This window comes from Sulfitobacter sp. TBRI5 (assembly GCF_051013555.1).
Lineage (GTDB): Bacteria > Pseudomonadota > Alphaproteobacteria > Rhodobacterales > Rhodobacteraceae > JL08.
Map to the genome: position 1 here is coordinate 3331550 of NZ_CP112884.1, position 21320 is coordinate 3352869.

22 protein-coding genes are annotated in these 21320 nt (G+C 57.4%); 15 read left to right on the top strand and 7 right to left on the bottom strand.

Annotation, left to right across the window (positions count from 1 at the left end):
• Positions 1-3: 3 nt before the first annotated feature.
• On the top strand, positions 4-882 hold the full coding sequence (locus OLX72_RS16700) for a cytochrome c (RefSeq protein WP_114870072.1): 879 nt from the start codon (positions 4-6) through the stop codon (positions 880-882).
• 6 nt (positions 883-888) lie between these two features.
• Here OLX72_RS16700 and lipA read toward each other — a convergent pair whose 3' ends face one another.
• The 3 genes from lipA to OLX72_RS16715 all read right to left on the bottom strand — a co-directional run bounded on the left by lipA (position 889) and on the right by OLX72_RS16715 (position 3716).
• Positions 889-1842 (bottom strand): lipoyl synthase, encoded by a 954-nt coding sequence (gene lipA / locus OLX72_RS16705; protein ID WP_433989141.1) that lies wholly within the window; start codon positions 1840-1842, stop codon positions 889-891.
• A 167-nt stretch (positions 1843-2009) separates the two neighbouring features.
• Positions 2010-2465: a hypothetical protein gene (locus OLX72_RS16710; protein ID WP_114870070.1), complete on the bottom strand. Its 456-nt coding sequence runs from the start codon at positions 2463-2465 to the stop codon at positions 2010-2012.
• Positions 2466-2558: 93 nt separating this feature from the next.
• On the bottom strand, positions 2559-3716 hold the full coding sequence (locus OLX72_RS16715) for a DUF6456 domain-containing protein (protein WP_433989142.1): 1158 nt from the start codon (positions 3714-3716) through the stop codon (positions 2559-2561).
• 274 nt (positions 3717-3990) lie between these two features.
• Here OLX72_RS16715 and OLX72_RS16720 point away from each other — a divergent pair, with 274 nt between their 5' ends.
• On the top strand, positions 3991-4281 hold the full coding sequence (locus OLX72_RS16720) for a DUF6477 family protein (RefSeq protein ID WP_114870069.1): 291 nt from the start codon (positions 3991-3993) through the stop codon (positions 4279-4281).
• Here the strand turns inward: OLX72_RS16720 and OLX72_RS16725 are convergent.
• Positions 4278-5822 carry a trimethylamine methyltransferase family protein gene (locus tag OLX72_RS16725; protein WP_114870068.1) on the bottom strand — a complete coding sequence of 515 codons (1545 nt, stop codon included), beginning with the start codon at positions 5820-5822 and terminating at the stop codon, positions 4278-4280. The genes OLX72_RS16720 and OLX72_RS16725 overlap by 4 nt on opposite strands.
• Before the next feature lie 210 nt (positions 5823-6032).
• Between OLX72_RS16725 and guaA the strand changes: the two genes are divergently transcribed.
• The 12 genes from guaA (at position 6033) to OLX72_RS16785 (ending at position 18771) form a co-directional block, all read left to right on the top strand.
• Positions 6033-7595: a glutamine-hydrolyzing GMP synthase gene (gene guaA / locus OLX72_RS16730; protein WP_433989143.1), complete on the top strand. Its 1563-nt coding sequence runs from the start codon at positions 6033-6035 to the stop codon at positions 7593-7595.
• Between the two features lie 91 nt (positions 7596-7686).
• Entirely contained in the window at positions 7687-8487 is an 801-nt protein-coding gene (locus OLX72_RS16735) for an FkbM family methyltransferase (protein ID WP_433989144.1), read from the top strand.
• 56 nt (positions 8488-8543) lie between these two features.
• Positions 8544-9383 carry a DMT family transporter gene (locus OLX72_RS16740; RefSeq protein ID WP_433990475.1) on the top strand — a complete coding sequence of 280 codons (840 nt, stop codon included), beginning with the start codon at positions 8544-8546 and terminating at the stop codon, positions 9381-9383.
• Positions 9384-9518: 135 nt separating this feature from the next.
• Positions 9519-10622 carry an OmpP1/FadL family transporter gene (locus tag OLX72_RS16745; protein ID WP_433989145.1) on the top strand — a complete coding sequence of 368 codons (1104 nt, stop codon included), beginning with the start codon at positions 9519-9521 and terminating at the stop codon, positions 10620-10622.
• A gap of 113 nt (positions 10623-10735) precedes the next feature.
• Positions 10736-11647: a DMT family transporter gene (locus tag OLX72_RS16750; RefSeq protein WP_433989146.1), complete on the top strand. Its 912-nt coding sequence runs from the start codon at positions 10736-10738 to the stop codon at positions 11645-11647.
• Between the two features lie 48 nt (positions 11648-11695).
• Positions 11696-12556, top strand: a complete 861-nt coding sequence (locus tag OLX72_RS16755; protein WP_433989147.1) for an ATPase — start codon at positions 11696-11698, stop codon at positions 12554-12556.
• A 38-nt stretch (positions 12557-12594) separates the two neighbouring features.
• Positions 12595-13512 carry a homoserine O-acetyltransferase MetA gene (metA, locus tag OLX72_RS16760; protein ID WP_114870063.1) on the top strand — a complete coding sequence of 306 codons (918 nt, stop codon included), beginning with the start codon at positions 12595-12597 and terminating at the stop codon, positions 13510-13512.
• On the top strand, positions 13502-14455 hold the full coding sequence (locus tag OLX72_RS16765) for an alpha/beta fold hydrolase (protein WP_433989148.1): 954 nt from the start codon (positions 13502-13504) through the stop codon (positions 14453-14455). Before metA ends, OLX72_RS16765 begins: the two co-directional genes overlap by 11 nt.
• Positions 14456-14505: 50 nt before the next feature.
• Positions 14506-15375, top strand: coding sequence for a polyphosphate kinase 2 (ppk2, locus tag OLX72_RS16770; RefSeq protein ID WP_433989149.1), 870 nt, complete (start codon positions 14506-14508; stop codon positions 15373-15375).
• Positions 15368-15985, top strand: a complete 618-nt coding sequence (locus OLX72_RS16775) for a TetR/AcrR family transcriptional regulator (protein WP_433989150.1) — start codon at positions 15368-15370, stop codon at positions 15983-15985. The genes ppk2 and OLX72_RS16775 overlap by 8 nt, the downstream gene beginning before the upstream one ends.
• 113 nt (positions 15986-16098) lie before the next feature.
• Positions 16099-16833: an FkbM family methyltransferase gene (locus OLX72_RS16780; protein ID WP_433989151.1), complete on the top strand. Its 735-nt coding sequence runs from the start codon at positions 16099-16101 to the stop codon at positions 16831-16833.
• Between the two features lie 39 nt (positions 16834-16872).
• Positions 16873-18771: an acyltransferase family protein gene (locus OLX72_RS16785; RefSeq protein ID WP_433989152.1), complete on the top strand. Its 1899-nt coding sequence runs from the start codon at positions 16873-16875 to the stop codon at positions 18769-18771.
• Positions 18772-18854: 83 nt separating this feature from the next.
• On the opposite strand, the gene rpsI is transcribed toward OLX72_RS16785, so the two are convergent.
• The 3 genes from rpsI to OLX72_RS16800 all read right to left on the bottom strand — a co-directional run bounded on the left by rpsI (position 18855) and on the right by OLX72_RS16800 (position 20391).
• Positions 18855-19343 (bottom strand): 30S ribosomal protein S9, encoded by a 489-nt coding sequence (gene rpsI, locus OLX72_RS16790; protein ID WP_114870059.1) that lies wholly within the window; start codon positions 19341-19343, stop codon positions 18855-18857.
• A gap of 5 nt (positions 19344-19348) precedes the next feature.
• Positions 19349-19807: a 50S ribosomal protein L13 gene (gene rplM / locus OLX72_RS16795; protein ID WP_433989153.1), complete on the bottom strand. Its 459-nt coding sequence runs from the start codon at positions 19805-19807 to the stop codon at positions 19349-19351.
• 161 nt (positions 19808-19968) lie between these two features.
• Positions 19969-20391 carry a PaaI family thioesterase gene (locus OLX72_RS16800; RefSeq protein ID WP_114870057.1) on the bottom strand — a complete coding sequence of 141 codons (423 nt, stop codon included), beginning with the start codon at positions 20389-20391 and terminating at the stop codon, positions 19969-19971.
• A 57-nt stretch (positions 20392-20448) separates the two neighbouring features.
• Between OLX72_RS16800 and OLX72_RS16805 the strand changes: the two genes are divergently transcribed.
• Positions 20449-21234: an enoyl-CoA hydratase gene (locus OLX72_RS16805; protein WP_114870056.1), complete on the top strand. Its 786-nt coding sequence runs from the start codon at positions 20449-20451 to the stop codon at positions 21232-21234.
• The last annotated feature ends 86 nt before the right edge of the window (positions 21235-21320 follow it).

The following is a 21320-nucleotide window of genomic DNA, read 5'->3' on the forward strand; positions in this document are numbered from 1 at the left end:
CCCATGCGACTGGTGCGCTGGGGCATTTTTCTTGCACTGCTCGGGGCGGCTTTCGGTTGGTGGCTGTCCCGCCCTGTCGGGGTAGATGATGCCCTGTTGGCGGGGCTGACGCCCGATCCCGAACAGGGCGCGCTTGTGTTCTGGGCGGGCGGTTGCGCATCCTGCCATGCAGCGGATGATGCCAAAGGCGATGATCTTCTGGTGCTGGCGGGCGGCCAATCCCTTGCCAGCGATTTCGGGGCGTTCACCGTGCCCAATATCTCGCCCCACCCCGAAGCGGGCATTGGCGGGTGGAGCGCGCTTGACCTCGCCAATGCTATGATGGCCGGTGTATCGCCTGACGGTCGGCATTATTACCCGTCTTTTCCTTACACATCCTACACCAAGATGACGGCACAGGATGTCGTCGACCTGCATGCCTATCTGGTCACCCTGCCCGCGTCAGATCAGGTCAACCCGCCCCATGATCTGGGGTTTCCCTTTACGGTGCGGCGCGGCATCGGGCTGTGGAAGCAGCTTAACCTGAAAGACGATTGGGTGCTGGCCGGCGATGTGGATGCACAGATCGCGCGCGGTCGCTATCTTGTCGAAGGGCCGGGCCATTGTTCGGAATGTCATACGCCGCGCGATTTTGCTGGCGGGCTTGACCTGTCGAACTGGATGACGGGCGCGCCCAACCCGTCCGGCAAAGGGCGCATTCCGGGGATCGATCCGGCCAGCCTGACCTGGAGCGCGGCCGACATCGCCTACTATCTGGAAAGCGGGTTCACACCGGAGTATGACAGCGCCGGTGGTCACATGGCGAAAGTGGTTGGCAACATGGCCCGCCTGCCCGCCAGTGACCGCGCTGCAATCGCGGCCTACCTCAAGGCGTTGCCGTAACTGCGCCTACTGGCCCGACAATTTCCTGATCCGCGCCTCGCGCAGACGCGCGAAATCGTCACCGGCATGATAGCTTGATCGCGTCAGCGGCGTGGCCGAAACCATCAGGAACCCTTTGCCATAGGCAGCTTTTTCATAGGCGGCAAATTCATCAGGGTGGACAAAACGGTCCACCTTGTGGTGTTTCGGCGTGGGTTGCAGATACTGGCCGATGGTCAGAAAATCGATATCGGCGGCACGCATGTCTTCCATCACCTGCATCACGGCCTGACGGTCTTCGCCAAGACCCACCATGATACCGGATTTGGTAAACATCGACGGGTCCATTTCCTTGACCCGCTGCAACAGACGCAGGGAATGGAAATAGCGGGCACCGGGTCGCACCTGCGGATAAAGGCCGGGAACGGTTTCAAGATTGTGGTTGAACACGTCGGGGCGCGCTTCGACAACCTGTTCCAGAACCGATGGATCGCAGCGGATGAAATCCGGCGTCAGGATTTCGATCGTGGTATCGGGTGATTGATTGCGGATAGCGCGGATCGTCTGGGCAAAATGCGCTGCCCCGCCGTCTTCGATGTCGTCACGATCCACGGATGTGATCACAACGTGGTTCAGACCCAGTTTTTTTACCGCATCCGCAACCCGTCCCGGTTCGAACACGTCCAGATCTTCGGGCGGTTTGCCGGTGGCGATGTTGCAGAACGTGCAGGCCCGCGTGCAGACCTCGCCCATGATCATCATGGTGGCGTGGCCCTGGCTCCAGCATTCGCCGACATTGGGGCAACCGGCTTCTTCGCAGACGGTGACCAGTTTGTTGTCGCGCATGATCTTGGCGGTATCGGCATAGCCCTTGCCGCCCGGCGCCTTGACCCTGATCCATGCCGGTTTCTTTGGCTGGGGATTATCGGGGCGGCGGGCTTTTTCAGGGTGACGATGTTCGGGTATTTTCAAATCACGCATCGGGCGGGCCTTTTGGTTTAGCCGTTAAACTATCGCTCATATACCCTGACATAAGCGAAAAAACCAGCGACGCAATGTCGCCTCTGTTTTATCGTCGGCTGTTCTCCTTTTCCGCTTCATCTTTTCATAAATACTTTCGCCGAAGGCGACCCTTTTCCTGGGCCGCTCTAGTGCCACCAATGCGCGCCTTGGTGCCGCCGCAGCCAGCCGCCGACGCTGAAATGGTCACGATGGATCAATAGCAACAAAGCGGCAAACGCCGCCAGCACAGCCAGATCGATCACCTGATTGCGGTGAACGGGAAAGCCCTTGTCGTTCAGGGCAAACGGATCAAGAAACCCCTCCCACCGGCGCGAGATGGTATAAAGGTGCATCAGGGCCAGACTGCCGTAACTGAAAAGGCGCAACGCCCCCAGCAGGGCCAGCAGACACAGAAAGATCTGTACGCCACCGGCAATGTAGATCTGGGTCAGCGACACCTCGACCCCGTCGAAATGCCGGGCCAGTTGCTGATATTGCGCCGGAGTGATCAGCTTGTGCGCAGCCCACAGAAACATGAACCAGACCAGACCCAGCCGCAAAATGAACAGGGCCAATGCGTCCTTGCGATCAAAATATGTCATGCTCAGTCCCTGCCACCGGTTTCAGCATTCAGGCTAATCAGCCGGCGCGCACTTCTCAATCACCGTTGCAGGGCCACACGCAAAGGTGAAACTTCAGCCGATCATCGATCCTGCCCCGCCTTTTGTTTCGCTGTAGTGCCGTTTCAGACGCTGCAGGGCGATGCGCAGCGCAATCTTGCCTGACCGTGCCGACCATCCCATGCGTTTTTCCGCCATTTCCAGCCCTTCCAGAAAGCAACAGCATCGCAAGGCAACATCAGACAGGCCCGGCCCAAGGTCACTTAAGGCCTGTGCCACCCGTTCGCGTGCACGCATCGGGCCTGCGGCCCCTTCATTATGCCCGGCTCCCCCCGAACGGATGCCCCCTGTCAGAAACTGGTTCCAGTTCTGGGTCATGCGCGGCCCCATCTGGGACAGTTCGAAATCTTCGCGCAACCGTTCGCCGGCCCGCACAAGATCATCCCCCAGAAAGGGGGAGCCGTCGCGGTCCTTACGGCGCGCCAGCGCAATCAAAGGGCTTTCCGCCAGATTATATCGCAACCGACGGGATTTTGCGCTGTCTGCACCCTGCTCCAAGGGGCCCGCGCGTTGTGTGTCGAACCCGCTTTGATCCTCGGCAAAGCCGGATTCGCGTGCAATCCGGCATCTGTTTTCCTGTTCCGCCAGCATCCGGCTCAGCGCCGTGCGACCGGCCGGTGTGATTTTATAGCGCGACAGCCGCCCCGGTGTTTTGCAGGCAATCCAGTCGTTCAGCGCCATCGCCTGCGCCACGGTCGTGTCCACAACCGCAGTGCGGGTGCTGGCCCCGTCCGGCCCGTCGCGCACGACAACGGATTTTTCCATATCTGTGGCCACGGCCAGAACCGCGCCCGTTTCGCACAGGCGCCGCAGGATCCGCGCCGCTTCACCGGACAGGGATGCCCCGTCCGGATTGGATGATGTGTCATAACCGGTGCTGACAGACATCGGTATACCCTCCTTGGTTGATGAAACAGTGAAGCGCCCCTTAATCACGGGCCGGAAATGGGCCTGTCCCAACCGGCGCAAGGCAGTGTCGATCAACGGATCGTCGCGCCTTGCCTCCAGTTTGCGGATCTGGCGCAAGATGGTTGATGCATGTGTGCCTTTGCTGCGGGCCAGCGCGCGAATTGAAAGACCGGATTCAGTGTGGGCAAGATAATCCGCGACATTTCCGGGCACCCAGGTCGGCAGGGAAAACGGGAACCCGGTGCAAGACGGCATGTATGTCATCACTCACTCCGTGGGTTGGTGCGACTGAACAGGTCGACGAACCGGGTTCCGTGAAACGGATTGTTCATTTTCATTACCAAGATGTTGAAAACTACCTAGGGTTGTATTGATTACTGTTCGATTAAAATCATCGGAAATTCCAATTATTGTTTCCATTTGATAAACACGCGTGAATCCGCCGTGCGCGCAGGGTATGCCCTCCGCAACAGGGCACGAACCTGTGCCATCCTGATGTCCGACGCTTTGATTTGACTGGACAAAAAAGGAAAGCACCGTGCAAGACATTCTGACCATGCTGACAGTTCTGAAGCGCCCGCGCCTGTTAATGCGGGCGGCGCGCATCGGGGCCGAAGAATACCGCCGTGACCGGCACCTGCAGCGGATACTGGGCTATGGCAGCGCGCCGCGGCCCGCCCCTGCACTACTGAAACTGATGGAAATGGAAGCGGCGATAAACAGCCAGCGTATCAGTGACGATGCGTCTTATTCGCTGGTGCGTCATGTCGATATCCTGATCGCCATGATGGGCGAGGCGCGATTGTTGCGCGCCTCGCAAAGTGTTTAGACAAAAGCGTCGGCCATAGATGCTTTTTTCTCGGCAACATAAGCTTGCAACGCCTCTTCAACCGCCGGATCAAGGGGCGGCTTTTCATAGGCGTTCAACAGGCGCTCTACCCGCAGAGAGGCCAGGGCCTGCGTATCGCGCGCGCCTTCTTCGTCCCAGGTTTCGAACGGTTTGTAATCGAACACCTCGGTGCGCCAGAACGCATCTTTGAAATTGGCCTGCGTGTGCGCACATCCCAGATAATGCCCACCCGGGCCAACTTCGCGAATCGCATCCATCGCCTGACCGTTCTCATCCCACTGAACGCCGCGCGCCATGTTGTGCAAGATGCCCAGTTGGTCCGCGTCCATCACGAATTTCTCGAAAGACGACACCAGACCGCCCTCGAGCCAGCCGCAGGAATGCAGCATGAAGTTCACACCGCCCAACAGGGCCGCGTTGTGGGTGTGCGCGGTTTCATAAGCCGCCTGCGCATCGGGCAGCTTGCTACCGCACAATCCACCACCCGACCGGAACGGCAGACCCATGCGACGGGCCAACTGCCCTGCCCCGTAAAGGATTTGCGACGCTTCGGGTGTGCCAAAGGTCGGCGCGCCCGAATTCATGTCGATTGATGTCACAAATGCCCCGAAAATCACCGGCGCACCCGGACGCACCAACTGGCTATAGGCGATGCCCGCCAGACATTCCGCCATCACCTGCGTCAGCGTGCCGATCACCGAAACCGGCGCCATTGCGCCGCCCACGATGAACGGGGAAATGATGCAGGCCTGATTGTTGGCGGCATAGACCTCAAGCGCACCCATCATCACGTCGTCAAAGGTCATGGGCGAGTTGATGTTGATCAGCGATGTCATGACGGTGTTGTTCTGAACGAACTCCTTGCCGAACAGGATCTCGCACATGTCCACGCTGTCCTGCGCGCGGCTTGGTTCCGTGACCGATCCCATGAACGGCTTGTCGCTCAGCGTCATATGGGCCAGCAACATGTCCAGATGCCGCTTGTTCACCGGCACATCCGTCGGCTCACACACGGTGCCGCCCGAATGATGCAGCCATTTGGACATGTATCCCAGTTTCACGAATTTCTGGAAATCATCCATTGTTGCATAGCGGCGCCCGCCTGCGGCATCACGCACGAAGGGCGGGCCGTAAACCGGTGCGCAAACCAGTGTATTGCCTCCGATTTCGACGTTCTTGGCGGGATTGCGTGCATGTTGCACGATCCGCGACGGGGCGGTCTTGCACAATTCGCGCGCCAGACCCTTCGGGATGCGCACGCGTTCGCCGTCAATCTCGGCCCCAGCGGCGCGCCAGCGCTCAAGTGCAGCCGGATTGTTAACAAAGTTTACCCCGACCTCTTCCAGAATAATGTCCGCATTGCGCTCGATGATCTCAAGCGCCTCGTCGTTCAGCATCTCGTATAGCGGGATATTCCGCTCGATGAACTTTGCGGTTTCGATATTCAGGGTAGACCGCTCGGCGCGGCGTGCTGCGCCGCCACCACCACGTGCCCGTCTTGAAGGTGCAACGTCTGACATTGTATTTCCTTGCGTCAAAATTCCGAGATTGGATCAGACATTAGCCCAGCCCGATCCTGCGCCGCGCGTAAATTGCGGCCATTGCGGGGGAAAAGCGACATGGCTATGCGCTGCGTCCCGGTTTCTTTTTGCCAAAAATACCGGCGGGGTCTGGTGCTGGCCCCAGTTCTGCCCTTGCAACAGGCCTCGTGCGGTCCTAATCACTCGGGCATGACGCAAATTTCCCATGACCGCCTTCTTATCATCGACTTCGGTAGCCAGGTAACGCAGCTGATCGCGCGCCGCCTGCGCGAACTGAATGTCTATTGCGAAATTCATCCCTACCAGAACGTGACGGATGCCTTTCTGGCCGAATTCGCACCCAAGGCGGTGATCTTCTCGGGTGGGCCGGCCTCGGTGTTTGCCGAAGGCGCGCCGATGCCGCCTGCAACGGTGTTCGCCTTGGGCGTGCCGATCCTCGGGATCTGCTATGGCCAGCAGGTGATGATGCATGTTCTGGGCGGCAAGGTTGAACGCGGCCATGGAACGGCGGAATTTGGTCGCGCCTATGTGACACCGGCGGCAAAGAAACTGGCCCTTTTGCAGGGATGGTTCGAAGCGGATCGCGAACAGGTCTGGATGAGTCATGGTGATCATGTCAGCCAGATCGCGCCGGGTTTCGAAGTTTTCGGCACATCGCCCAATGCGCCGTTCGCCATCACCGGCGATACGCAGCGCGATTTTTATGCGGTCCAGTTTCACCCCGAGGTGCACCACACCCCCAACGGCGCAAAGCTGTACGAGAATTTTGTGAAACTCGCAGGCTTCAAGGGCGACTGGACAATGGGAGCCTACCGCGAAGAGGCCATTGAAAAGATACGCGCGCAAGTGGGCGACGGCAAAGTGATTTGCGCCCTGTCCGGTGGCGTTGACAGTTCCGTCGCGGCGGTGCTGATCCACGAAGCGATCGGTGATCAACTGACATGTGTCTATGTCGATCACGGCCTGATGCGCAAAGGCGAAAGCGAACAGGTCGTGGGCATGTTCCGCGAACATTACAACCTGCCGCTTATTCACGCCGACGAATCCGATCTGTTTCTGGGCAAGCTTGAAGGCGTCAGCGATCCTGAAACCAAACGCAAGATCATCGGTGGCCTGTTCATCGAAGTGTTCGAAAGATATGCCAGGGAAACCGGCGGTGCCGATTTTCTGGCACAGGGCACGCTTTATCCCGACGTTATCGAAAGCGTTTCGTTCAGCGGCGGGCCATCCGTGACGATCAAGTCGCACCACAATGTGGGCGGCCTGCCGGAACGGATGAACATGCAACTGGTTGAACCCCTGCGAGAGCTTTTCAAGGACGAAGTACGCGCATTGGGGCGCGAACTTGGCCTGCCCGACAGCTTTATCGGGCGCCATCCCTTCCCCGGCCCCGGTCTGGCCATTCGCTGTCCGGGCGAAATTACCCGCGAGAAACTGGATATCCTGCGCGAAGCGGACGCGGTCTATATCGACCAGATCAGGCGGCACGGGCTTTATGATGATATCTGGCAGGCATTTGTGGCGATCCTGCCGGTGAAAACTGTCGGGGTGATGGGCGACGGGCGCACCTATGATTACGCCTGCGCCCTGCGTGCCGTCACGTCTGTGGATGGCATGACAGCCGATTATTACCCGTTCGAACATGATTTTCTGGGCGAAACGGCCACCCGCATCATCAACGAGGTGCCCGGGATCAACCGCGTGACCTATGATATCACATCCAAACCTCCGGGCACGATCGAATGGGAATGACCGGTTTGCAAACTGGGTGAAATGAAACGGTGAACCAGCCCCGCGCGCGATCAGTTTTCCTGTGCTAGGCCTATCCCGGAAGGAAAACAAAATGGGCATCACATCTATAGCCAGACCTTATTTTTTGCACCGTGGTTACATGATGCAAAAAATGTGCGAGCCCGATCTGGTTCTTTCCTTTATCGAACGGTTCAAATCCAAACTGGTTCCGGTTGATCTGATCCGGATCGGAGGCGATGCAGATGGCGGCTATCTGGTGCCTGATGACATGCAGGGCATAGCGTCCTGTTTTTCTCCGGGGGTTGATTATACGGCCACGTTCGAGAACGCGATTGCTTCGGACTACGGTATCAAATGTTTTATGGCCGATGCGAGCGTTGAAAAGCCGCCGCTCTACAACGCGCTGTTCGAATTTGATGCAAAGTTTCTGGGCGCGCGCGACGACGGGATCAACACCACGCTTTCATCCTGGATTGCGCAAAAGAATCCTGAAAACGCGGACGATATGCTGTTGCAAATGGATATCGAAGGGTTCGAGTATGATGTTCTTGTTGAAACGCCCTCGTCTGTTCTAAGGCAGTTCCGGACTATGATTATCGAATTCCACGCGTTCGATAAACTGTTCGACAGGGAGTTTCTGCGTCTGGCAAATTCGGTTTTCGAAAAGATTTACAAGGACTTTTCGATTGCCCATGTCCATCCGAACAATTGTTGCGGGATTGCCCGCCATCGCGGGGCCGAAATACCCCGCGTTTTCGAAGTGACATTCATCAGGAATGACCGGGTTTCAGGTTGTTCGGCCAGCGGCCCTGTTGTCTTGCCCCATGCCTTGGATCGCAAGAACCTGGCAAGTGAGCCCGACATCGTAATGCCGGATATGTGGTGGAAGTAGGTCCCAACCTTTCCGTGCGACCGGCCAGAAGCGCGTCTCTTGTGGCCGCGTTCTGGATGATCGGGTCCATTTCGTCGTTTTCGGCGATGGCCATCGCAGGGCGCGAGGTCAGTTCCGATTTCGATACGTTTGAAATCATGATGTATCGCAGTGCGATCGGCATTATCATCGTCAGCGGCCTGATTACGCTGAACGGCGCCTGGGAGCAGGTCAGAACACAGCAGGCCGGCACCCATATGATCCGCAATGTCGCGCATTTCACCGGCCAGAACCTGTGGTTCTATGCGGTGACAGTGATCCCCCTGGCGCAGGTTTTTGCGTTAGAGTTCACATCGCCCTTGTGGGTGGTTGTCTTGTCGCCGCTTATTCTGGGCGAACGTTTGACCCGTGTGCGTGCCCTAGCGGCGTTGCTGGGGTTCGTCGGCATTCTGATTGTAGCGCGCCCCGATGCGTCGACCCTGAACGCCGGTATCGGCGCTGCGGCCGCGTGTGCGGTGTTCTTTGCCGTTACAATCATGTTCACCAAACGTCTGACCCGTACGGAAACCATCAGTTGCATCTTGTTTTACCTCACTGCCATCCAATTGGTGCTGGGTTTGATCGCGGCGGGTCATGATGGTGATATCGCGTTGCCAACGGCGCACACCCTGCCCTATCTGGTTCTGATCGGATGTGCCGGATTGCTGGCGCATTACTGCCTGACCAATGCGCTTGCCATTGCACCGGCCACCGTGGTCATCCCGATGGATTTCGTCCGGTTGCCGGTGATCGCCGTTCTGGGCATGGTATTGTATCAGGAAGGTCTGGATATCTGGGTTTTCGTCGGTGCGTTCATCATTTTCGCGGGGAATTACATGAACATCTGGGTGGAATCGCGCGGAGCACGTGCGCGATAAAGCGCCACATGGCCCATTCAGACTTACGTATGGTCATATATTTGTTACGTTCCGTCAAAGATTGACGTAAAGGTCAGCGATTTTATACGACCATTCCATAATAAAGTTTTATCTTGTTTCCGTGGGAGGACAGCGATGAAGGTCGCACTAACAGCAGCATCTGCACTGATGCTAAGCACATATGCAGCACATGCAGGCGCGTTGGACCGTACAGGCCAGTCCGTTGCTGTGCTTTTCGAAAAAGGCAGATATGCCGAATTCAGTTTTGGCTCTGTTTCGCCTTCTGTTTCGGGCGTCGGAACGGCCGGTGTTGGCGGCGGATCGTCGGGCAACATGTCCGAAGACTATCTGCAATTCGGCGCGGCATACAAAGCCGATATCAATGATACATGGTCCTATGCGCTGATCTTTGACAAACCGTTCGGTGCGAATGTCGATTATCCGACAGGCACAGGGTATTTTGCTGCCGGGTCCACTGCGGAATTCGATTCGAACGCGATCACGGGTATCTTGCAGTACAACCTGCCAACGAATCTCAGCTTTTATGGTGGTATCCGGTTGCAGACCATCGCAGCCGAGGCGGTGATTCCTTTTGTCAGCGGATATTCAGCAGATGGCGACCGCGACTTTGGTGTCGGATATCTGGCCGGTGTTGCGTATGAACGCCCCGATATCGCATTGCGTGTTTCGCTGACCTACAATTCCAAGATCGAACATGAACTGGATACGGTTGAAACCTCGATCGCACTGGGTGGGCCGAACGCCAGCACAACACCGATTGATACGCCTCAGTCTTTGAACCTCGAATTCCAGTCGGGCATTGCCAAGGACACATTGTTGTTCGGCTCTGTTCGCTGGACTGATTGGTCCGAATTCGAAATCACGCCAACCAACTACCAGACGCTGACAGGCGGCGGTTCGCTGGTCAGCTATAACGGCGATATCGTGACCTACACGCTGGGTCTGGGCCGCCGGATCAACGATACGTGGGCCGTTGCCGCAACCGTCGGTTATGAAGAGCCGATTGGCGGTTTCACCACCAACCTTGGCCCGACAGACGGTCAAACCAGCCTTGGTCTGGCCGCGACCTACACCAAGGGTAACATGAAAATCAGCGGTGGTGTCCGGTATGTCATGATCGACACCACTGAAACGCGCGCTGGTGCCGTTGCCCCTGCTGGCGTTTTCCGCGACAACGACGCTTTGGGCTTTGGTATCCGGATCGGTTATTACTTCTGATCCTGCGATACAAATCCTTGATTGAACCGGCCCGCTGCGCAATCAGCGGGCCGTTTTCGTTTAGGCGCAAGATTCGGGTCGCGCTGTGCGGGCGTGCCGCCTAAACAGATGCAATGACACCACAAAAATCCCTATCGACCCGCGCATGGGCGGAACTGGGCCTTCTGGCGCTGATCTGGGGTGGATCGTTCCTGTCGGTCCATATCGCGCTTAAGGAAGTGCCGGTTCTGACCTCGGTGGCGCACCGCACCGGATGGGCGATGCTGGTGCTTTGGGGCGTTGTGCTGGCGATGCGCCTGCCGATCCCGCACGACCCGCGGGTCTGGGGCGCGTTTCTGGTGATGGGATTGCTGAACAACGTGATCCCGTTTGCCCTGATGGCGTGGGGCCAGTTGCATATCGAGGTCGGGCTGACCTCGATCCTGAATGCAACGACGGCGGTGTTCGGCGTGATCGTTGCTGCCATAGTGTTCGCGGACGAACGGTTAAGCGCGCGCAAACTGGTGGGTGTCACCTTGGGTTTTCTGGGGGTGGCCACGGCCATTGGTCTGAACCAGTTTGCCAATCTTGATCTGCGTAGCGTCGCGCAACTGGCGGTTTTGCTTGGCACACTTAGCTATGCGTTTGCGTCCGCATGGGCACGCCTGACCCTGTCGGGCCTTGCGCCACAGGTTGCCGCCGCGGGAATGTTGACGGGTTCAACCCTGATCATCCTGCCCGCCGCCCTTCTGATCGACGGGCCGATTCAGTTTGATCTGATGGCGCAGACATGGGGCGCGATCCTGTATTATGCGGTGATTGCCACGGCGGGAGCCTATCTACTCTATTACCGTGTGCTGGGCATGGCGGGCAGCGGAAACCTGATGCTGGTGACCTTGTTGATCCCGCCGGTATCGATCGTGCTGGGATGGGCCGTTCTGGGCGAGGCGCTTTCACCGCGTGCCTATATCGGGTTTGCCCTGCTGGCACTGGGAATGGTGGTTCTGGACGGGTGGGTCTGGGCGTGGTTCAGATCAGCCAAGTGATTGACGGTTTTGCCCTGCGCGACTAGGACGGGGCAAAGGGGACTTACCATGCTCTATCAATCTGCGCAGGACTGGCGGAAAACCGAACATAAACGGGTGCTTGTGTTTGGCATGTCCGGTCTGGGCAAGACCCATCTTTCCAATTTGCTGCGCGCCAGCGGCCAATGGTTCCACTATTCGATCGATTACCGGATCGGCACACGGTATATGGGCGAATACATCACCGACAACGCCAAGGCGCACGCGATGAAAGTGCCGTTCCTGCGCGACCTTCTGATGACGGATTCTATCTATATCGGCTCCAATATCTCGTTCAACAACCTGACTCCGGTGGCCACCTATCTGGGCAAACCCGGCGATCCGGCGCGCGGCGGAACATCAATGGCCGATTACATCGAACGGCAGGAACAGTTCCGGCAGGCCGAAATCTCGGCGCTGATGGATACCGAACGGTTCATCAAACGGGCACAGGCGCTTTACGGGTATCCGCATTTTATTTGCGACAGCGGTGGATCTATCTGTGAATGGGTTGATCCCGACAATCCCGATGATACGTTGCTGCGCGCGCTTGCCGATCAAACACTGCTGGTCTGGATCAAGGGAAGTAATGCGCATACCCAGGATCTGATCGCCCGGTTTGACAAAGCGCCCAAGCCGATGGCCTATCAGCCCGAATTTCTGGCCCGGGTATGGGCCGAATATCTGAGCAAAAACAATCTTCAGGAAGATGACGTTGATCCTGACTCCTTTATCCGCTGGACCTATGCCAGGGCGCTGGAACATCGCCAGCCGCGTTACGAGGCAATGGCCGATTGGGGCGTGACCGTGACAGCGGATGAAGTTGCTTCGGTAAAAACGACCACCGATTTCGATGATGTGATCGCCGCCGCACTTGAGCGGCGTGCCTGAACGCGCTACCTGAACAGCCCGACCATAGGACCTGTCTGATGCCAATCAAAATTCCTGCCGACCTGCCTGCCTTTGACGTGCTGACGCGCGAAGGTGTGATGGTCATGGACGAAGGACAGGCGGCGCGCCAAGACATCCGGCCCCTGCGCATCGGGTTGCTGAACCTGATGCCCAAGAAAATCCAGACCGAAAACCAGTTTGCCCGCCTGATCGGGGCAACTCCGCTTCAGATCGAACTGAGTCTGATCCGGATGACCGAACATCAGGCACGCAACACGGCCGCCGACCACATGGAAAGCTTTTACCGCACCTTCCAAGAGGTGCGCGGCGAAAAATTCGACGGATTGATCATCACCGGCGCTCCGATCGAACATCTGGAATTTTCCGATGTGACCTATTGGGACGAGTTGCAGCAGGTCATGGACTGGACCCAGACCAACGTGCATTCCACGTTTGGTGTGTGCTGGGGCGGGATGGCGATGATCAACCATTTCCACGGTGTGAAAAAACACATGCTAGGCGCCAAGGCGTTCGGCTGTTTCCGGCATCGCAATCTTGATCCGGCCTCGCCCTATTTGCGGGGGTTTTCAGATGATTGCGTGATCCCTGTGTCGCGCTGGACAGAAATGCGACAGGCCGAAATTGATGCCGCCACCGGGCTGCAAACCCTGTTGGGCAGTGATCTGGTCGGCCCCTGTCTGGTGCAGGATCCGGCGCATCGCGCGCTCTATATCTTCAACCATTTCGAATATGACCGCGACACGCTGAAACAGGAATATGACCGCGATATCGCCGATGGGACGCCGATCAACGTGCCACTGAATTATTACCCCGAAGATGATCCGACCCGCCCGCCGCAAAACCGCTGGCGCAGTCATGCCCACCTGCTTTACGGCAACTGGATCAATGAAATCTATCAGACAACCCCGTTTGATATGCAAAAAATTGGCCAGTAAGCTGCTGATCTCATTCGCCCTTGTTGTTGTGGCTGTTGTTGCCGTAGTGCAGGTGCGCGCCGGCCACCGCGAGGCGCAGGCCGAAGTAACGTTTCCGCCCGAAGGCCAGATTATCGACGTGAATGGGATCGACGTACACGCCGTTGTCATGGGGCAAGGCCCCGATCTGGTGCTGATCCACGGCGCCAGCGGCAACACCCGCGACATGACGTTTTCGCTGGCACCGCGCCTTGCCGAAACCTACCGCGTGATCGTGTTTGACCGCCCCGGACTGGGCTATACCGAACGGGTCGACAAGGACGGATCGACATTGCAACAACAGGCCGCTCTGCTGATGCAGGCCGCGCGGCAACTGGGCGCTGAAAAACCCATCGTGATGGGGCAAAGCTATGGCGGGGGCGTGGCCCTGGCCTGGGCGTCCAACTATCCCGATCAGGTGGCCGCGCTGATCCCGGTCGCGTCGGTATCCAACCCGTGGTCCACGCCGCTTGATCCATTCTATCGCGTGACGTCGTCGTGGTGGGGCAAGGCGCTTGTGGTGCCCCTGATCACAGCCTTTGTACCGCAATCGCGGACCGAAGCCGCCATTGTCAGTGTCTTTCCGCCGCAGTCCGCCCCGGAAGGCTATGCAGATCATGTGGGGGCGCCTCTGACGTTGCGCCGTATATCGATGCGCGCCAACGCAGATCAGCGCGCCAACCTGTTGTCGGAAATCCTGATGCAGGTCACCGACTACCATCGCATTACCGCCCCGACCGAAATTGTTCATGGTACGGCCGACACAACTGTCGGGCTGTCAATTCACTCTGAAAAACTGGTGGATCAGATACCGGGTGCGGTACTGACCCGCCTGCCCGGCATCGGACACATGCCGCATCTTGTTGCGCAGGATGACGTGATTGCCGCAATTGACCGTGCGGCGGCACGTGCGGGTTTGCGTTAAAGGGATTAACATCCCATATTAAGATCACCACGAATTTTAAGGGATCCCCCATGACCTTGCCCTTTGATGGCGCGATCAGCGCGTATTACGAAAACGAAGCCCCCCAGGATGTGCGCGACGCGATCAGATCTGCGGACAAGGATTCCATCATCTCTCCGAGCTATCCGCATGAGGATGAGATGGGCAAGAAAGCCTACAGGAAAGAACTGGAAAAGCTTCAGATTGAACTGGTCAAGCTGCAGGCCTGGGCCAAAACCAGCGGAACCCGTATCGCGCTTGTGTTTGAAGGCCGTGATGCCGCCGGAAAAGGAGGCGTTATCAAAAGGTTTCGCGAAAACCTTAATCCTCGTGGTGCGCGGGTTGTGGCGCTGTCAAAACCAACGGACAAGGAAGCCACCGAATGGTATTTCCAGCGTTACATTTCGCATTTGCCATCAGCGGGCGAGATCGTCTTTTTTGACCGTAGCTGGTACAATCGCGGCGTGGTGGAAAAGGTGTTCGGGTTCTGCACAGATGCCGAGCGCGAAGTGTTTTTCAAGCAGGTGTTGCCCTTTGAAAAGATGCTGATCGATGACGGAATTCACCTGTTCAAATTCTGGCTGAATGTCGGGCGCGCGGAACAGCTCAGCCGGTTTCTTGCGCGTGAACAAGATCCCTTAAAGCAATGGAAACTAAGCCAGATTGACGTTCAGGGATTGTTGAAATGGGATGCCTACACCGATGCGATCGGCGAAACCCTGCACCGCAGCCACGCAGAGGCGACACCCTGGACCGTTGTCCGCTCGGACGACAAGAAACGCGCACGCCTTTCGGTGTTGCGCACCGTGATGCATGCCTTTGATTACGACCGCAAGGACAAAGACGCGATCGGCAAGATCGATCAGAAAATCTGCGGCGGTCCGGACATCTGGGATGCCTAAACGCGGCTATCATCACGGCAATCTGCGACAGGCATTGATCGAAGCGGCGCTGGAACTGATCACGGTGAAAGGCCCGACCGGCTTCACCCTGTCCGAAGCGGCGAAACAGGCCGGCGTCACACCCGCTGCCGTATACCGCCATTTCGAAGGGCGCGAAGATCTGATCGCCGAAGCGGCCCGTCAGGGATACGAGATTTTTGGCGATGTCATGCAATATGCCTATGACAAGGGCCAGCCATCCGCACTGGCCGCGTTCGAGGCAACAGGGCGCGCCTATCTGGCCTTTGCGCGCAAATATCCTGGCCACTACATCGCGATGTTCGAAAGCGGCATTTCGGTCAATCGCACTCCGGAACTGGCTGCTGTGTCACAGCGGGCGCGCGCCGTTCTGGAACAGGCGGCCGCCGATCTGTCCAAACATATCCCGCCAGAAAAACGCCCACCCGCATCGATGTTCAGCGCGCATATCTGGGCGCTGAGCCATGGCGTTGTGGAATTGTTCGCCCGCAATTCTCCGGGCACGCAAAGCCCCTTTCCCCCCGAAGACCTGCTGGAAAGCGGCATCGGCATTTATTTGCGCGGTCTGGGTCTGATCCGGCCCGACGAATAGACATTTGCAGCACGGGCGTACATCGCGTAGCCGGGTGCGCGATTGACGCGATTGACCAGACGATCCGTCCGTGGAACAAGGCACCCACGCTCAAGACGGAAGACACGCCCCCGATGTTCAGTTATCAACTGGTCCGCAAATCAAAGCTTGCCGCGCTGCAACAGCAGGCGCCGGCCTATTTCGAACTTGAGCTGTTAAAGGCGGTGCCACCGCAGTTTCAGGCACAGTGTCTGGCGCTGTTCCCATCCTCAAGATCGCAACTGCGTCAGGATGTTTTCGTACTGGGCATGTCGGGGTTCAAGCGTCAGGGTTTTTTCGTGGAATTCGGAGCGACAAACGGTCTGGATCTGAGCAATACGGCCCTTCTGGAGCAAAACTTCGGCTGGACCGGCATTCTGGCAGAACCGGCGCGGCAATGGCACACTGATCTGCATGCCAACCGAAGTGCCGTGATCGACACGCGCTGCGTCTGGCGCGAATCCGGTGCCCATCTGGATTTCACCGAAGCGCCGCGCGGCGAAAACTCTGGTTTGACGCAGTTCGTGAAAAAGCGGCGCCAGATCAGGGGCAATACCTATTCCGTTGAAACCATCACGCTGACCGAATTGCTTCAGTCGCACGGTGCCCCGCAGGTGATCGATTATCTTTCGATCGATACCGAAGGCAGTGAGTTTGACATCCTGAAAGCGTTCGACTTTGACAGTTACCGGTTTCGTGTGATCACGGTTGAACGCAACTTCGCGCCGCAACGTTCTGATATATATCGGATTTTGACTGAACATGGATACAGGCGCGTTGCTGAAACGGCATCGCGCTTTGACGACTGGTACGTGCACCCGGATGCGTGAAACTGTGCGCGTTGATATCAGACTGACAGCGATCCGCCCGTGAAGTACCGGCGCGACATAGACGGCCTGCGCGCTGTTGCGGTTGTTCCGGTTATCCTGTTTCACGGCGGGTTTTCCCTGTTTTCCGGCGGGTTTGTCGGTGTTGATGTTTTCTTTGTGATCTCGGGCTATCTGATCACGACCATCCTGCTTGGCGACATGGAATCGGGCACTTATTCGCTGGTCCGGTTCTATGAACGTCGCGCGCGGCGCATTCTGCCGGCCTTGTTTCTTGTCATGGCGGCGTGCATTCCGTTTGCTTGGGCGTGGATGTTGCAAACCCAGCTCAAGGATTTTTTCGAGAGCCTGACCGTCACATCGTTGTTCAGCAGCAATTTCCTGTTTTACAGCGAAAGCGACTATTTCGCGGCTGTGGCCGAAGAAAAGCCGCTTTTGCACACCTGGTCGCTTGCCGTCGAAGAACAGTATTATCTGCTGTTTCCCCCGCTTCTGGCGGTGGCAATGCGGTGGGGGCGCCGTGTTGCGCTGTGGTTCATTCTGGTCTGCGCCATCGCCAGTATAGCCTATGCCACGTTGGGCAATCTGGAACCCGAGGGTCGGTTTTTCCTGACCCATACGCGCATCTGGGAACTGCTGGTCGGATCACTGTGCGCCTATGTGATGCTGTATCATCCCCCCAAGGGGAATGCGCTATGGGCGGCGATCGGCCTTGGGCTGATCGTTTTCGCAATCTTTGCATTCAGCCATGACACGCCCTACCCCGCCTTTGCCATTCCACCTGTCGCGGGAACAGCGTTGATTATCCTGTTCGCCACACCCGACAGCATGACGGCGCGGATTTTATCGATGCGTGCCTTTGTGGGCATCGGTTTGATCAGCTTTTCCGCCTATCTGTGGCACCAGCCGCTTTTCGCGTTTGCGCGCATCAAATCCGTGGTGTTTCCCGATCCGTGGCTTATGGCGCTTCTGGCAGTTTTGTCACTGGTACTGGCCGCGGTCAGCTGGCGCTATGTCGAACAACCCTTTCGCGGTGCGCCGGCGCGGCTGTTGCCATCACGGCATGGTATTTTCGGCGCGTCGCTGGCCGGCATGCTGGCGTTTGTCCTTGTCGGGTATTACGGGCATGAAAAAGACGGGTTTCCCGATCGTGAAATCATCCGCAATCTCAGCCAGCCAATGATCGATGCGCGATACGAACGGTTTCGCACCTGGGATGTTCTGACCGGCGAGGTACCCGCGCGGTTTGACCTGGCGGATTTCGGGGAAGACACCGGAAAAGCCAATGTATTGCTGGTGGGGGACAGCCATTCCAAAGGGTTGTTCAACGCGATCTACCAGAATCCGGATATGTTTCCGAACGTGAATATCCGGCAGATCTCGATGAATTTCGGCTGCTACGAACACGCAAACGACAAAGCTGAACTGGAAGCATGTCTTGAAGAGTTTCTGAGTATCAGCGCGACATTGCTGGCCAAAACAACCCATGTCGTGTTTGCGGCCCGCTGGCACCGACCCGGACGCCTGAACATCATGGAAAACGTGCCTGCAATGCTGCAAGACCGCGGCATCAAGATGTATCTGGCCGGACAGAACGTCGAATATGACACCGAGGCGCCGGTGATGATCCACGAAATTGCCCGCGACATCCGGTTTGATGGCAAGATGGCGTTTCCCCGTCAGCGCACCAACAAGAAATTCTATTCCGAACGCAGCGAACTGGCCCTGAACATGGCCCCCGAGCTGCAACAGATCGCTCAAGCGCACAACATGACCTATCTGGATCGCTACGCGCTGGTGTGTGACGATACCGTTCAGGAATGCAGCGGCATCACGCCCGACGGCAAGGCCGTATCTTATGATTATGGGCACTGGACACTGGCCGGATCGAAGTATTTCGGCCAGATCATTGCGGAACGGAACTGGTTGCCTGTTCCCTAACGAACGCCATCCAAAATCCGGGCTGCCATGAAAAAAGGGCGGCCAACTGACCGCCCCTTTTGATTGTCTGGTGTCCTGCCCGCTTAACGCTTGGAGAACTGGAAGCTCTTGCGGGCTTTCGCCTTGCCGTATTTCTTGCGTTCCACAACGCGGCTGTCGCGTGTCAGGAAGCCGGCGGCTTTCAATGCGCCGCGCAGCGACGGATCATAAAGCTGCAATGCTTTGGAAATACCGTGCTTGACCGCACCGGCCTGACCGGACAGACCGCCGCCCTTGACGGTGGCGGTGACGTCGAACTGGTCTTCGGTGCCGGAAATGGTGAACGGCTGGCGCAGGATCATTTGCAGCACGGGGCGTGCAAAATATGTTTTGATCTCTTTGCCATTGACGGTGACCTTGCCGGAACCGGGTTTGATCCAGACCCGGGCGATCGCATCTTTGCGTTTGCCGGTGGCATAGGAGCGGCCCAGTTCGTCACGGACAGGTTCGCGCGGCTCGGCCAGATCGACCGGTGCCGGGTTCAGACCTGCAACTTCGTTCAGGTCTTCGAGTGTGTTGATCTCATCAGCCATGTCTATCAGCTCCGGGTGTTTTTGTTGTTCATGGATTTGACATCCAGAACTTCGGGGCTTTGCGCCTCGTGGGGGTGCTCTGTGCCGGCGTAGACGCGCAGATTGGTCATCTGCGTACGCGACAGGCGGTTGCCGGGCAGCATGCGTTTGACAGCTTGCGTCACGACGCGCTCGGGGTATTTGCCTTCCAGGATTTCGCCTGTTGTGCGCGATTTGATCCCGCCGGGGTGGCCCGTGTGCCAGTAATTCGGCTTTTCACGTTTCTTGCCTGTCACCTGCACCTTTTCGGCGTTGATGATGATCACGTTGTCGCCCATGTCCATGTGCGGCGTGAACGATGGCTTGTGTTTGCCCCGAAGGCGCATGGCAACGATCGACGCCAAACGGCCCAGAACCACGCCCTCGGCGTCGATCAGGATCCATTTCTTGTCAATATCTGCCGGTGTTGCAGAAAAGGTTTTCATGTCAGGTTCGTCCTGTTTGATGGAAAAGACCGCCCCAAACAGGCGGTCCGAATTCGATTGGGGCGTTATATACCCACGATTGGTCCCGTCAAGCGTGTATGCAAGGCATTAATCAAGCGAAAACAGGTACTTATAAATAAGGTATCATAATACCCCACTTTTCAGTCTTTTGGCGGGATCGAATATGTCATTGACGCGCGCGCCACAGGGTCTGTCATGCCTTCGGAAAACAACAACACTTCGCCCACGGCCAGAACGCGCCCCAGTTTCAGCAGACGACACTGTGCCACCAGATCAACACCAGCAACGGGTTTGCGCATGAAATCAATTGATGCATTTGTGGTCACGGCCAGCGCCTTGGGGCCGATCATCGCCATGATCGCCATGTAAACGCAGACATCCGCAAGGCCGAACATGGCAGGTCCAGAAACCGTTCCGCCGGGACGCAGATGTTTTTCATTGGCAAACAGGCGCATGGTGATCTGGTTTTCGCCGATGTGATCAACTCCGAAATCACCGGCCACCTGCGGAAACACGTCGTTCAAAAACTGTTCCATATCTTCTTTTGTCATGACGACGGGCATGCTTTCCCTCCTGTTGCGTTGCGGCTAACGTTGGCGGCGAACCGGTAGGAGGGCAAGATGGCAATTCTGGAACGTCACGACACAAATGCGATTGCGCATCTGAAAATGAACGCACCCGACAGGCTGAACGCCCTGTCGGACGAAATGCTGGCTGCCTTGCAGCACACATTGGATGATCTGCGCGATGACACATCGGTGCGCGCGGTGATCCTGTCGGGCGCGGGCAAGGCGTTTTGCGCGGGCCATGATCTGAAGCAGATGACCAACGGGCGGCAGGCCGAAGATGGCGGTAAGGCCTATTTCAAGGATCTTTTCGACCGGTGTGCCGCGATGATGATGTCGGTGCGGGCTGTACCCCAGCCGGTGATTGCGCAGGTGCACGGCATCGCCACGGCGGCCGGGTGCCAGTTGGTGGCGTCCTGCGATCTGGCCGTGGCCGCCGAGGGCACGCGATTTGGCGTGAACGGAGTGAATATCGGGCTGTTCTGCTCGACTCCGATGGTGGCGCTGTCGCGCAATATCCCAACGAAACACGCGTTCGAAATGCTGACCACCGGCGAATTCATAGATGCCGATCGCGCGATGGCGCTGGGGTTGGTTAACCGCGTGGTGCCGGAAACAGAGCTGGCGGCGCAAACGCAGGCACTGGCGGAAACGATTGCCGCGAAACTGGCCACAGCGGTGAAAATCGGCAAGGCGGCCTATTACCGGCAAATGGAAATGCCGCTGGCGCAGGCCTATGCCTATACCGGGGGCGTCATGGTTGAAAACATGATGGACAAGGACACCGAAGAAGGAATTGAGGCATTTCTGGGGAAGCGACCGCCGAATTGGAAACAGTGAATTTCCTTGTTTTTGTCCTGACCCCGTTAACTTTTCGTTCATTAGCAATGATTTAACGATTGTTGTGCAATAAGAACCAATCGGTT

Coding starts and splice junctions, on each gene's coding strand:
- OLX72_RS16805 (WP_114870056.1), top strand. CDS start 20,449: ATGGCAATTCTGGAACGTCACGACACAAATGCGATTGCGCATCTGAAA.
- OLX72_RS16710 (WP_114870070.1), bottom strand. CDS start 2,465: ATGACATATTTTGATCGCAAGGACGCATTGGCCCTGTTCATTTTGCGG.
- rpsI (WP_114870059.1), bottom strand. CDS start 19,343: ATGGCTGATGAGATCAACACACTCGAAGACCTGAACGAAGTTGCAGGT.
- OLX72_RS16755 (WP_433989147.1), top strand. CDS start 11,696: ATGCTCTATCAATCTGCGCAGGACTGGCGGAAAACCGAACATAAACGG.
- OLX72_RS16750 (WP_433989146.1), top strand. CDS start 10,736: ATGACACCACAAAAATCCCTATCGACCCGCGCATGGGCGGAACTGGGC.
- OLX72_RS16775 (WP_433989150.1), top strand. CDS start 15,368: ATGCCTAAACGCGGCTATCATCACGGCAATCTGCGACAGGCATTGATC.
- metA (WP_114870063.1), top strand. CDS start 12,595: ATGCCAATCAAAATTCCTGCCGACCTGCCTGCCTTTGACGTGCTGACG.
- OLX72_RS16745 (WP_433989145.1), top strand. CDS start 9,519: ATGAAGGTCGCACTAACAGCAGCATCTGCACTGATGCTAAGCACATAT.
- guaA (WP_433989143.1), top strand. CDS start 6,033: ATGACGCAAATTTCCCATGACCGCCTTCTTATCATCGACTTCGGTAGC.
- OLX72_RS16700 (WP_114870072.1), top strand. CDS start 4: ATGCGACTGGTGCGCTGGGGCATTTTTCTTGCACTGCTCGGGGCGGCT.
- OLX72_RS16800 (WP_114870057.1), bottom strand. CDS start 20,391: ATGCCCGTCGTCATGACAAAAGAAGATATGGAACAGTTTTTGAACGAC.
- OLX72_RS16740 (WP_433990475.1), top strand. CDS start 8,544: ATGATCGGGTCCATTTCGTCGTTTTCGGCGATGGCCATCGCAGGGCGC.
- OLX72_RS16735 (WP_433989144.1), top strand. CDS start 7,687: ATGGGCATCACATCTATAGCCAGACCTTATTTTTTGCACCGTGGTTAC.
- lipA (WP_433989141.1), bottom strand. CDS start 1,842: ATGCGTGATTTGAAAATACCCGAACATCGTCACCCTGAAAAAGCCCGC.
- ppk2 (WP_433989149.1), top strand. CDS start 14,506: ATGACCTTGCCCTTTGATGGCGCGATCAGCGCGTATTACGAAAACGAA.
- OLX72_RS16780 (WP_433989151.1), top strand. CDS start 16,099: ATGTTCAGTTATCAACTGGTCCGCAAATCAAAGCTTGCCGCGCTGCAA.
- OLX72_RS16715 (WP_433989142.1), bottom strand. CDS start 3,716: ATGACATACATGCCGTCTTGCACCGGGTTCCCGTTTTCCCTGCCGACC.
- rplM (WP_433989153.1), bottom strand. CDS start 19,807: ATGAAAACCTTTTCTGCAACACCGGCAGATATTGACAAGAAATGGATC.
- OLX72_RS16725 (WP_114870068.1), bottom strand. CDS start 5,822: ATGTCAGACGTTGCACCTTCAAGACGGGCACGTGGTGGTGGCGGCGCA.